Origin of the sequence: Oceanicaulis sp., from assembly GCF_965249665.1 — a bacterium.
GTDB lineage: Bacteria > Pseudomonadota > Alphaproteobacteria > Caulobacterales > Maricaulaceae > Oceanicaulis.
In genome coordinates this window covers 2,393,067-2,406,041 of sequence record NZ_OZ252247.1, presented here as the reverse complement: position 1 = coordinate 2,406,041, position 12,975 = coordinate 2,393,067, and the positions used below count along the sequence as shown (strand labels likewise).

Annotated in this window: 7 protein-coding genes; all 7 read right to left on the bottom strand. The window is 60.8% G+C overall.

The features are described 5' to 3' along the window. Window positions 1-151 precede the first annotated feature (151 nt). The gene (lon, locus tag ACP154_RS11565) at window positions 152-2,557 is read right to left on the bottom strand and encodes an endopeptidase La (RefSeq protein WP_421859032.1); all 2,406 of its coding nucleotides are present in this window, start codon (window positions 2,555-2,557) and stop codon (window positions 152-154) included. Between the two features lie 391 nt (window positions 2,558-2,948). Further along, window positions 2,949-4,220 (bottom strand): ATP-dependent Clp protease ATP-binding subunit ClpX, encoded by a 1,272-nt coding sequence (gene clpX, locus ACP154_RS11560; protein ID WP_107713104.1) that lies wholly within the window; start codon window positions 4,218-4,220, stop codon window positions 2,949-2,951. A gap of 233 nt (window positions 4,221-4,453) precedes the next feature. Beyond that, a complete protein-coding gene (locus ACP154_RS11555) occupies window positions 4,454-5,077 on the bottom strand; it encodes an ATP-dependent Clp protease proteolytic subunit (protein ID WP_022699608.1) in 624 nt (207 codons plus the stop codon). A 181-nt stretch (window positions 5,078-5,258) separates the two neighbouring features. Next, window positions 5,259-6,689, bottom strand: a complete 1,431-nt coding sequence (gene tig / locus ACP154_RS11550) for a trigger factor (protein WP_421859037.1) — start codon at window positions 6,687-6,689, stop codon at window positions 5,259-5,261. 217 nt (window positions 6,690-6,906) lie between these two features. Continuing rightward, window positions 6,907-10,935, bottom strand: coding sequence for a translocation/assembly module TamB domain-containing protein (locus ACP154_RS11545; RefSeq protein WP_421859039.1), 4,029 nt, complete (start codon window positions 10,933-10,935; stop codon window positions 6,907-6,909). Between the two features lie 2 nt (window positions 10,936-10,937). Next, complete coding sequence (locus tag ACP154_RS11540) at window positions 10,938-12,641, bottom strand: autotransporter assembly complex protein TamA (protein ID WP_421859042.1); 1,704 nt, start codon at window positions 12,639-12,641, stop codon at window positions 10,938-10,940. Between the two features lie 113 nt (window positions 12,642-12,754). After that, entirely contained in the window at window positions 12,755-12,919 is a 165-nt protein-coding gene (locus ACP154_RS11535; RefSeq protein ID WP_421859044.1) for a hypothetical protein, read from the bottom strand. Window positions 12,920-12,975 lie beyond the last annotated feature (56 nt).

Genomic DNA, 12,975 nt, shown 5'->3' with positions numbered 1-12,975 from the left:
CGCCAGGAGACGAGACAAGAACATAGATTTATACCGCTATCCCAGTTCGGTGAGAAAAGCCAAGTCGCTAAACGTCTAAAGCAAATATCAGAACCATAAGAAAAGGCTCCGCAGTCGCCTGCGAAGCCTTTTCCCTCAGTCTCAAGCGGTGTTAGTGCGGGCGCTGCTCGCCGCCGCCGCTGACTTCAGTGGATCCGGGAAGCGCAGCCAGCGCCGCCGCATCCGCTTCAGTCCATTCCACCGGCTGGATCGGCTCCGTGAGGGCGACATTGAGGACTTCCTCAACGGTTTCGACCGGGATGATCTTGAGCCCGTCTTTGACGTTGTCCGGGATCTCGGCGAGATCCTTTTCATTGTCTTTGGGGATCAGAACCGTCTTCACGCCGCCGCGCAGCGCCGCCAGCATTTTCTCTTTCAGACCGCCGATGGGCAGCACGCGGCCACGCAGGGTGATCTCGCCTGTCATCGCCACATCCTTGCGCACCGGCACGCCTGTGAGCGTTGAGACGATAGCTGTGATCATGGCCCCGCCCGCAGACGGGCCATCCTTGGGTGTCGCGCCTTCGGGCACGTGCACGTGGATATCGGTGGTGCGGAAGACCGTGGGCTTGATGCCCAGGGCCGGCGCCCGGCTTTGAACGTAAGAGTTCGCCGCCGAGATCGATTCCTTCATCACCTCTTTGAGGTTGCCGGTCACCGTCATCTTGCCGCGGCCGGGCATCTGGACCGCTTCGATAGTCAGCAAATCGCCGCCGACCTCGGTCCAGGCGAGGCCCGTCACCAGGCCCACCTTGTCTTCGGATTCTGTCTCGCCAAAGCGGTGCTTGCGGACGCCCGCGAAATCATCGAGGTTTTCCGAAGTGATGATGATGTGGTCGCTCTCGCCCGCCACCAGCTTGCGCACGGTTTTGCGCGCCAGGCGTGCGATCTCGCGCTCCAGACTCCGCACACCGCTTTCGCGGGTGTAATAGCGGATCAGGTCGCGCAAGGCGCTATCCTCAACCGTCCATTCGCCCTCTTTCAGCGCGTGCACTTTGAGCTGTTTGGGGATCAGGTGACGACGTGCGATCTCCACCTTCTCATCCTCGGTGTAGCCTGCGATCCGGATGATCTCCATCCGATCGAGAAGCGGCTGCGGCAGGTTGAGCGTGTTCGCCGTGGTGATGAACATCACGTCAGACAGGTCGTAATCCACTTCCAGATAGTGATCGTTGAAGGTGGAGTTCTGTTCCGGATCCAGCACTTCAAGCAGCGCCGAGGCCGGATCGCCGCGATAGTCCGCGCCCAGCTTATCGATTTCATCGAGCAAGATGATCGGATTGGTCGACTTGGCCTTCTTCAAGGACTGGATAATGCGTCCGGGCATGGAGCCGATATAGGTGCGACGGTGACCGCGGATTTCCGCTTCGTCGCGCACACCGCCCAGAGACACGCGCACAAACTCACGGCCCGTCGCTTCCGCAATGGAGCGGCCCAGCGAGGTTTTGCCGACGCCCGGCGGCCCCACAAGGCACAGGATCGGGCCGCGCATCTTCTTCACGCGCGTTTGCACCGCCAGATGCTCGATAATGCGTTCCTTGACTTTCTCAAGCCCGAAATGGTCGCGATCAAGCACTTGTTCGGCGACGCCCAGATCCTTCTTAAGGCGTTTGCGCTTGCCCCAGGGCAGCGCCAGCATCCAGTCGAGATAATTGCGCACCACCGTGGCTTCCGCCGACATGGGGCTCATCTGACGCAGCTTTTTGAGCTCCGCCTCGGCTTTTTCGCGCGCTTCCTTGCTAAGCTTGGCTTCGGCGACTTTCTGCTCAAGCTCTGACAGTTCTTCGCGGCCGTCATCACCCTCGCCCAGCTCGCGCTGGATCGCCTTCATCTGCTCGTTGAGGTAATATTCGCGCTGGGTCTTCTCCATCTGCCGCTTCACGCGGTTGCGGATCTTCTTCTCGACCTGAAGCACGCTGATCTCGCCTTCCATCAGCGCGAACACCTTTTCCAGGCGCTCCACCACGTTGGAATTGGCCATCAGCGCCTGTTTCTCGGCGATCTTCACCGACAAATGCGCGGCGATCGTGTCCGCCATCTTGGCGGCGTCCGTGATCTCGCCCACAGCAGCCAGGGCTTCAGGCGGCACTTTCTTGTTCAGCTTGACGTAGTCTTCGAACTTTTCGGCCGCGGCGCGCATCAGCGCCTCGACTTCCGCCGGATCGGCCAGATCTTCCTCGACCAGTTCGGCTTCGGCTTCGAAGTAAGCCTGATTGTCCAGGAAGCGGGTAATGGTCATGCGGCGACCGCCCTCAACCAGCACTTTCACCGTGCCGTCGGGCAGTTTGAGAAGCTGCAATACAGACGCCACAACGCCGTCATTATAGACCGCCTCATGGGCGGGATCGTCGTCAGCGGCGTTCTTCTGAGTGGCCAGAAGGATTTGCTTGTCCGCGCGCATGACTTCCTCGAGAGCCCGCACAGACTTTTCGCGGCCCACAAACAGGGGCACGATCATGTGCGGGAAGACGACGATGTCGCGCAGCGGCAGCAGGGGAAGCGTTTTAGTTTCGCTCATAGTTATTCTCCAAGGGGCCGGGTCGCTCCCGAACCGGGGCGCAACTCAACCTCGCCGACCCTTGCGGCGCCGGCCTCACGACCTGGCCCGCTCATCAAGCCGAGCCTCGCCGTGTTTGCATGCTTAAACAAGTGGAGGCGGCGCCGTTCAGCTTCAAGCCTGAGGCTCAGCGCCGACTGCAGCGCATGGGCCTAGCGGGTGATGAAGGCCGGATTGGCGCGCACCTCAATGCAGGACGCGGGGCTTTCTCACCCGGATCATCTCATAAGGGGATGAAAAAACTGATACAGCAAAGGCGTAGGCCGCTTGATCCACGTAAAAAAGGCTGCACCCGGGGTGCAGCCTTTTGGTCAGGACGCAGCCTCAGTGGATCACCGAGCCTCAGTCAGGCTTAAGCCCCCTGCTTTGGCGCAGCCTCGCCTTTGGACTTGGCGTAGATGTAAAGCGGGGTCGCGTCGCCGGTGACGACTTCGGCGTTGACCACCACTTCCTCGACACCCTCCAGGCTTGGCAGGTCGAACATGGTGTCGAGCAGAATGCCCTCCATGATCGAGCGCAGGCCCCGGGCGCCCGTCTTGCGTTCAATCGCCTTGTTGGCGATGGCGGTCAGCGCATCCTCGGTGAAGGACAGGCCGACGCCTTCCATCTCGAACAGGCGCTGATACTGCTTGACCAGAGCGTTCTTCGGCTCGGTCAGGATCTGCACCAGGGCGTCCACATCCAGATCTTCCAGCGTTGCGATCACGGGCAGACGGCCGACGAATTCGGGGATCAGGCCAAACTTGGTCAGATCGTCCGGTTCGACTTCAGACAGAACTTCACCCTGACGGCGGGCGTCAGGATCGCGCACATCAGCGCCGAAGCCCACAGCCGAGCCTTTGCCCCGTTGGGAGATGATGTTTTCGAGGCCGGCGAAGGCGCCGCCCACGATGAACAGGATGTTGGTGGTGTCCACTTGCAGGAATTCCTGCTGGGGATGCTTGCGGCCGCCCTGGGGCGGGACTGAAGCCACCGTGCCTTCCATGATTTTCAGAAGCGCCTGTTGCACGCCCTCGCCCGACACGTCGCGGGTGATCGAGGGGTTGTCGGATTTACGGCTGATCTTGTCGATTTCATCGATGTAGACGATGCCGCGCTGAGCGCGTTCGACATTGTAGTCCGCAGATTGCAGCAGTTTGAGAACGATGTTCTCCACATCCTCGCCCACATACCCGGCTTCGGTCAGCGTCGTGGCGTCAGCCATGGTGAAGGGCACGTCCAAAATGCGCGCCAGCGTCTGCGCCAGCAAAGTCTTGCCGCAACCCGTCGGGCCGATCAGCAGGATGTTGGATTTCGACAGCTCCACCTCGCCGTTTTGGCCGGCATGGTTGAGGCGCTTGTAATGGTTGTGAACGGCGACCGAGAGCACGCGCTTGGCCTTGGCCTGGCCGATCACATAATCTTGCAGGACCTGGAAGATTTCCTGCGGGCTGGGCACGCCCTCATTGGACTTCACGAGCGAGGTCTTGTTCTCCTCGCGGATGATGTCCATGCAAAGTTCAACGCATTCATCGCAGATAAAAACCGTAGGCCCTGCGATGAGCTTGCGGACCTCATGCTGGCTCTTGCCGCAGAATGAGCAATACAGAGTGCTCTTTCCGTCGCCTGTGGTCGCCTTGGTCATGGCTGCTCCCGTCGGTCCCGCTGTGCGCTCTTGGCGCGGTTGGTTCGCTTTGGCCTAAATCGTCAAAAGTGACTCGGCCCACACCTGCAAGATCAAGGCCGGACCTTAGCGAAACGTTTCTAAAGCGCATGTGATCACAGCCAGAGGGGGGTGATCAAGCATGCAAAACCGCGCTGGCCTGATCTGGCGCAGCGCGGCTTGGGTGCTCAGAACCGAGACAGACCTGACTTGAATCAGGACGCTTCGGGTCCGCCGCGCTTCTCGTAAACATGGTCGATCAAACCAAAATCCTTGGCTTCCATCGCGTCCATGTAGAAGTCCCGGTCCAGCGTTTTCTCGACTTTTTCGAGTGGTTGGCCGGTGTGTTTGACGTAGATCTCGTTCATCCGGCGCTTGATCTTGAGGATATCCTCGCCATGGCGTTCGATATCCGCCGCCGTGCCGCGGAACCCGCCAGAGGGCTGGTGCAGCATGATGCGGGCGTTCGGCGTCGCAAAGCGCATGTCCTTGTCGCCCGCGGTCAGCAGCAGCGAGCCCATGGACGCCGCCATACCGACGCAAGCCGTGGCCACCGGGCAGCTGATGTACTGCATGGTGTCATAGATCGCGAGACCCGCGCTCACCGACCCGCCAGGCGAGTTGATGTACATGGCGATCTCTTTTTTCGGATTTTCCGATTCGAGGAACAGGAGCTGAGCCACCATGAGGCTCGCCATATGGTCTTCGATCGGCCCGGTGACGAACACAATGCGTTCCTTCAGCAGGCGCGAATAGATGTCATAGGCGCGTTCGCCCCGCGCACTTTGCTCGACCACCATGGGAACGAGGTTCATCATCACATCCTGCGGCTCACGCATAGCCAGCTCCTCAAGGAAAGCAGTGTTCGTCTAGATCGGCCCGATATGGCCATGGACCCGCACTGTGACAAGCCGCGCGGCTGCGCGCAAACCCTCAAATGCACAAGGCCCGGGCCTTTTTCCTCTCAGCAGAGAAGAAACCGACCCAGGCCTTGATGGTCCCGTCAGGGTTAAGACTGGATTAGTCCTCGTCGGACTTTGCAGCCTTTTTCTTCGGAGCCGCCTTCTTCTTGGCCGGAGCCTTCTTTTTGGCAGGCTTTTTCTTTTCAGCGACCGGCGCTTCGTCGTCTTCAGCGAACAGGGTTTCGCGATCGACTTCCTCGTCGGTCACCTCAGCCAGTTCGAGAATGTAGTCGACGACTTTCTCTTCGTAGATCGGAGCGCGCAAAGCCTGAATGGCGCCAGGGTTCTTTTGATAGAACTCGACCACTTCACGCTCACGACCCTGGAAGCGGACAGCTTCCTGGTTCACGGCGCGTGACAGCTCTTCCTGAGTGACGTCCACATTGGCTTTACGGCCGATTTCCGCCAACACCAGGCCCAGACGCACGCGGCGCGCGGCGATCTTGCGGTAGTCGTCCTTCAGCTCGTCCTCGGACTTGCCCTTGTCTTCATCGTCAAGCTGGTCGTTTTCGATCGCGTTCTGGACTTCGCGCCAGATCTGCTCGAACTCCTGCTCGACCATTTTCTCAGGCAGCTCGACAGAGCCGTGCTCGGCGTCCAGCGCGTCCAGCAAGGTGCGCTTGACCTTCATGCGGGAAGCCTGGCTGTGCTCGCCTTCGAAACGCTTGATCAGCGCGTCCTTGAGCGCTTCCAGATCTGACAGTCCCAGACGTTCGGCCAGCGAATCATCAATCGTGGTTTCGCCAGGCGCCTGAACAGTCTTCACCTCGGTGGCGAAGACAGCGTCTTTGCCGGCCAGGTGTTCTGCCTGATAGTCTTCGGGGAAGGTGACTTTGATCTCGACCTTGTCGCCCGACTTGGCGCCGATCAGCTGATCTTCAAAACCGGGGATGAACTGGCCAGAGCCGATGACCAGCTCAGCGCCTTCAGCGGCGCCGCCCTGGAATTCCTCGCCATCGATGGAGCCAACGAAGTCGATCACGACCTTGTCGCCGTCCGCCGCCTTGCCGTCCTTGTCTTCATAAGAGACAGACTGCTTGGCCAGCTCTTCGAGCGCCTCATCGACCTGTGCGTCAGCCACTTTGGCGACCGGGCGGGTCAGCTTGAGCGTTTTGGGATCGACAGTGTCGAATTCCGGCATGATCTCGAGGCTGATCTCGAACGCGAAATCAGCGCCGCTCTTCAGAACGTCTTCCGCATCGGATTTTACATCCACAGCCGGCTGAGAGGCCGGGCGGATCTTGCGCTCATCCAGAGTTTCCTGGGTGGCTTGCGGGACCAGCTCCTGAAGGATGTCGCCCATGATGGACGCACCGAACATCTTGCGGATGTGGTTGGCGGGCACCTTGCCGGGGCGGAAGCCCTTCAGGCGCACTTCAGGACGAATCTCTTCGATCTTGGCGGTCAGTTTCGCTTCGAGCTCCGACGCGGGCACGACAACCTCAAACGTGCGCGAGAGCCCTTCAGCGGATTTTTCAACTACGTTCATCTTGGCGAGGCCTTGTTAGAATGCGGTCGCCGCCTTGCTCAAACGTGCAGATGCACGCGGGGCGGCGGCCGGGAATGAGCGCGCGTTATGTCACGCAGAATTTGTAGACGCAACGCCCAGCGGCGGTGAATGTGTGCAGCCGGGGCTCCCACGCTGAGATATCGGGGGCGCCTGAAGGGTGCAGGAATGTCATAAACAGCATGCCCGCGCCCCGGACTCAATCAAAGCTTCGACGCCAGCTGAGCGAGATTTCATTGCTGGAATCACCACTGACTTCCGACGCCAGAACGAAAGACGGGGTCAGCCGCCATTCGATACGAGCGGCGCCCAGCGCCTGTCCCACGCCTGTCTCAAGCTCCAGATAGACATCTTCGGTCAGCTGCCGCGCGCCCAGAAGCGTGACGGCGCCATTGCCGTTCTGGCGAACATCCAGCCGGTCCATGCCCAACACGGCGCGAACCCCCGCCATGGCGTCCAGCCACCCCGCGCCCGACAGCTGGGCGGCGAGCTGAGACGCCTGCAAAGGGCTAAGGTCTGAAACGCCAGACCCGAAGAGAAGGCGTGACAGAATTTCGTCTTCCGGCAGGCTTGGCGTGCTTTCAAAGGAGACTTCAGGCGCGCGCACCGAGCCTTCAACACGTCCGATGACAAGCAATTCACTGGTTTCGTGCCGGGCTTCGATCGCAACGCGGCTTTGATTGACTGGGCCGTCAAAGGTCACTCGTCCCGAAGTCAGGTCAAAAGGCGCCGTGAGCAAGGACGCCTGTCCCGACATCAGCGTCGCCTGCCCTGACAGAGTTGGCCTGTTCGCCGTCCCGGTCACATGCACGTCAGCGGACCATTCGGAGGTAAACGCACGGCTGGAGACGAACAGCCGGTCATCCGCGCGCAGATGATAATCGAGCTCGATCCGGATAGGACGACGATAGGCGCGATCCAGTACATCGGGCCGGTTCAGCTCGACGACCTCGATCTGGGGGATGGAAGGACCATTGCCGCCCGATGTCGGCCGCACATCCAGCCGTTGCACATCCGCTTCGCCTGTCACCGTCAGAACCCGCTCGCTGAGAGTGAAATCGGCATGACCTGACGCCCCGCCTGATAATTCGGGACGATCCACCAGATACAAGCGGTTCAGCTCGATCCGTCCTTCCCCCTCCAGGCCATCGTCTGTCATGCGAAACTCGGCCTGCGCATTGGCGCCGCTTTTTTCATCTCCACCGACGCGAAGCGATTCGATGACGAGCGCGCCATTGCGCCAGCCGCCTTCGGCATTGATCGGCTCAAAGCTGCGCCCCGCGAGCGAGGAGTCGAGCGCGCCATCTCGAAAGCTGACGTTGCCAGACGTATCCTGGCCTTCGATGGTGGCGTTGACCGACAAAACACCGCGCAAGATCTCGCCTTCCGGCAGATAGAGCCCGGCGAGCACCGCCACATCACCATAGACGCTCAGATCCCCACGCCAATCGGGACGCGTCAGCGCTGCGAACCCTGTCACCGCGCCCGGCAAGTCCAGATCTATCGCGATATCTAAATCCGTGTCGGCGAGCTGCCCGTTCAATCGGGCCTGTTCAGCCTGCAACTCAAGACGGATCGCGCCATTCAGAGCGCCCAGCTCATGATCCGTCGCCGAGGACAGGTCTGACACAGTCAGATTGGAACGGCCTGTCCAGCGGTCGTTTGCGCGCGTGAAATCACCGTCCAGCTCAAGCTCGCCTTGCGCCTGCGGCAGGCTGAGCACCCCCATGACCAGATCAGCGGGAAGTGCGCTCAGGTCATAGGACAGCGCCGTGCGTTGCGCATCACGCCGCAGCGTAAACGCCATGCCCGCACCCTCCAGCGCCAACTGTGCGTCCACCGCCAATTCATCACTGTCATAGACAAATGAGAGCGGCCCCGGCGACGCCAAACGCCGCCCGGAAATCTCACCGGAAAAATCCAGAACGGCGTCCGCGCTACCGGATTCATACCCGACCGGCCCGGCGACTGAGAGAGTGAACGGCTCGGTGAACGCCCCGTCTGCATTCAACTCAAACGTCAGCGCTTCCAAAGGCCCCGACAAACGCGCACGAGCCGTATTCAAGGTCATGCCCGAGACGCGGTATCCCTCAAGCACACCGTTAAGGTCCAGCTCGCCCGCAAGCATGTCAGCGCGTGACGCGCGATACTCCAGCGACGCAGACCACAGCTCAATCGCGCCGTCCTGGGAGGCTGTAAAATCAAGTATCAAAGCCTCATCGCTTAGCCGCGCCTCGCCTTGGGCCAGGATATCGGCGTATCGTCCTGAGCGCACTCCCATACGCCCCGCACCATCCGCCCAGGCGATCTCGCCCTGCAGCAACATGGTCGTGTCACCGTTCATGGCGTCAAAGCGCCAATTGCCCGACAGCCCGGCGTTTGATGGCATGATCTCAACGCGCAGTACGGGCTGTTCAAGCGCGACGCCGCCCGCGGACAGGGTGTCGGCCTGCGCCTGAATGCGAGCGGACAGACCGCCTTCTTCCTGATCAAGCTCCGCAGCGCCAGCGATGACGCCGGTCAAGCCTGCAACGTTCAGCGCCTCGGCGTCGACCGCGTAATCCAGAGCGCCCCGCCAGCCCTGGCTTTCATCACTGCGCTCCATATCGCCGCTCAGACGGGCATACCGCCCTTCAATATCCAGATCAGAAACGGCGATCCCGTCACTAAAGTCCAGCCGCCCCTGCCCGCTCAGCCCCGTGGCGAGCGCGTAGGGCGCGCCGTCTCCGGCCAGGTCTTCGCCGAGAAGGGTCAGGGCGACACCATTGGCGTCACCAATGCCTTCCAGCTCCACTGGACCGGACAGCCCCTCCTGAATTCGCCCCGCATCATCAAGGGAAAGGGAAAACCGCCCTTGAAAATCCAGCGGTGTCAGGGACACCTCCCCCATACCGCTAGCGGACAGGCCTTCAGCGCTCAGTTGCGCGGTCTCAAACCGGATGTCCTGGCCGCCTTGTTCATAAACACCTATGGCGGAAAACTGGACTTGGTCTCCTAGCACCGCCCCGGCCCGCGCATTCGCCCAGCGCAAAGCCTGCAAAGAACCCGTCACATCGAACGCAAATGCGTCCTCCGCACGCCCCAGCACAAAACGGGCGCTCATCTCGTCCATGCGCATCTGGGGGTGCGCGACGCCTTGCGCCTGAAGATCTCCTGACAACCAGATTTCAGAATCGGCGCGATCAAGCTGCGCCTGAAACCGTGCGCTTTGCAGGGTCATAGTCTCTGGCAAAAACAGTGACATACCCTGAGCCGAGAGCTCACCTGAGAGGTTGATCAACGACGTTTCAGCCTTGCTCACCGACATTTCGCCAGCTTCGCTCGAGAAGACCATTCGCCCGGTCAGCGGGTCAAGCGCGCCCTCGCCTGACAGCTCGCCTCCCGCCAGAAGCGCACGAATGTCAGCCGGCAAATCGGGCCAGGCTTCGGCGTCCGTCACCCCTTCAATTCGCCACGCGCCATCAGCCCAAGACCCGCGCCCTTCAAGGCCGACCGTCTCACCAACCTCAAAACTGTAATTCGCGCGCCCGGTCTCCGGCGTTCCGCTCACGGTCGCTTCCAGCACAAAACCACGTCCGCTGGCGTAGACCAGCCCTGCGAGCGGACTGCTCGCCTCAGCCTGCGCAGACACTCGTCCCTCGATCACGCCCTGACGATTGCGAGTCAGATTCGCAACAAGGCGGTCAGACGCGCCGTCAATGCGCACGATCTCAGCGGACAGGCTCTGTCCCTGTTGCGGGTCGGCGCTGATCTGGGCGTTCGCCTGTAGTGCAACGCGTTCGCCCAGAACAGGCGCATCAAGCAAGAGCTGCGCAATGGATAGACGATTGAGCCTGACTCCGCGTGAGCCGCCCCCGCCCGAAGCGGGTTCGCGCTCGAGCGCGGGACGGCGGAACACTTCGACACGGTCCGCCTGTATGGCGTTGATTGTCACTGCGGAGCCGAGCAAGGACCGCGCACGCCACTCCAGATGTACATTGTCCGCTTCTAGCCATACGCCCTGATCGTCTGACAGCGTCAAACGCTCAAGAGTGAAATCTGACAACACGTCGCCTTGCAGACCTGACACATTCACAACGCCCACTGCGTTGATCCGCCGCCCGTCCACGAGCTGCGAGACCAGAGCACGGCCTGGCGCATGACTGAGACTGACCAAAGCCACGAGGCCCAGAACGGCCACCCCCGTGACCAGCGCGGCGAGAGCTTTCAGGAGCGTTGAAGCGCGCATCGTCAGAACGCCTCCCCAAGCCCGATGTAAAGCTGGATTTGAGGATCGCCGGAAATGGGGTCGAGTGGCGTTGCGATGTCAAAGCGCAGCGGCGCGAAATCGAGATAATATCGAAGCCCGGCGCCGATCGCGCTGCGGGCCGCCCCAAAATCAGGAGTTTCATCGCGTCCCGCCGCCGCAGAATCCACGAACATCACGGCGCCCCAGCGCCGTGATTGGCGCCATCTGAGCTCAATGCTGGATTCAATTATGGAGCGTCCGCCGACCAAATCCCCTTCATCATCGCGGGGCGAAAGCGACTGATAATCATAGCCCCGAGCCGACCCGCCGCCGCCCGCGAAGAAACGTTGTTCGGGCGGCAAGGACTGTAACGGCGCCCCGATCAACGCACCGGCGCGCAAACGCCCCGCGAGGATCAAGGATGAAGACAGGCGCTGATAGGTGCGGGCTTCCCCCACAGTCCTGAGATAGGACGAAGATGCGTCGCCGCTCAACAGGGTGGGCGAGACATCCACCGAAAACAATTCACCATCAGTGGGGATGATCGCGCTGTCGCGGCTATCCCAAACGGCGCCCAGCGAAACCGAACTTGTGTAGACATTGAGATCAAGGGTTTCGGTCTCGCTATTGGCAATGCTGAGATCACCACCTATCGACACATTAAGCTTATCGTTTATGGGGCGCGATACCCGCGCGCCAACACCGGCCTCAGCCAGATCGTAGGCGTCTGTTTCTTCACGCTCGGCGCGCGCTTCCAACGTCAACGCCTGCCCAAGCCTCCGCCAATGCGGGGCGGTCAGCTCCAAGTGCAGACCACTCTGCACGGTCGCCAGATTCAGTGTGACGTTGAGGGTTTCGTCACCCCCGAACAGATTGCGCCGTTTATACCCGCCGCTCACGCCGCCGCCTTCGCTGGTGGATAGGCTGAACCCAGCCTCAGCAACATGCCGGGGCGACGGCATCGCCGAAACGTTGACATCGCGGCTTTGCGGGCCTTCCACCTCATTCGGCGGCGACAAAGTCACAGCCGCGCCCGATATGCTTTCAAGCGCCTCAAGTCGGCTTTCAAAACTCCGTAGCTTGGCCAGACTGACCCGCTCACCGGGAGTGAACGGCGCCAAGCGGCGCACGAAACTGGCGCGCCACCGATCGGTATCGAGTAAGATGTCGCCGTAAAGGCTTTCTGCGCCAGGATCATACGTGAAAACAGCATCACCGCTGGCGTCTGCGTGATCGACCGTGACCACGCGGTTCTCCAGACGCGCATCCGGCCATCCCGAAACACGCAGAGCGCGTAGCCCGCTTGTCTCTGCAGCCAGCACGTCCGCTGCTCGAACCGGATCCCCTTCATCTAGCGCGATGGCGTTGCGCGCGACTGACCGCGCGCCTTCATGCCCATGCGCCACAACGTCCAGGGTGGAAAAGCGAAACTTTTCTCCCGGCGTCACCTGAAAGCTTGGGGCCTCATCGCTTTGATCAATGATCACGCGGGCTGTGTAATAGCCCTCGGACCGAAGATACCGCAGCAGGGTGTTCGCGCTCGCCTGGGCATCTGACGAGCCGCTCTTCGCCCGCTCCTCAAGGAGGGACTGCAGTGCAGCGGACAACTCGGCGCTGTCCTCTCCAATTACCGACACAGTTTGCCCACGGGCTTCAGCGGTCAGGGCGATGCACGCAATCAAGGCAAGTGCGCGAAGCACAGTCATCAGCACGGGTTCCGCAATCGTCCGTCAAAAAAGAAAGGCGGGGCCTCAGCCTCGCCAGTCATGCATCCTATCGGAAACAAGTGTGGCCAAAAAGCAGCCGGAAGGGCCGAAAATTACTCCAGCCCGCCGGTTTCAAAGCGAACGCTTCCATCCCCGAACTGGATTTCGACCGTGTCGTCTTGAGATTCCTGCCAGACCAACGTGCCAAGCGTGCCAATCAGCACAAGAACGAGGGCGACGGCGACCAGAACGACAGGACTCGGTTTTTGGTTTTTCATCACCTGCTCCATGGTTGTAGGCCTCTGAAACGCACGTAACCGAGAAAGCGTTCCAA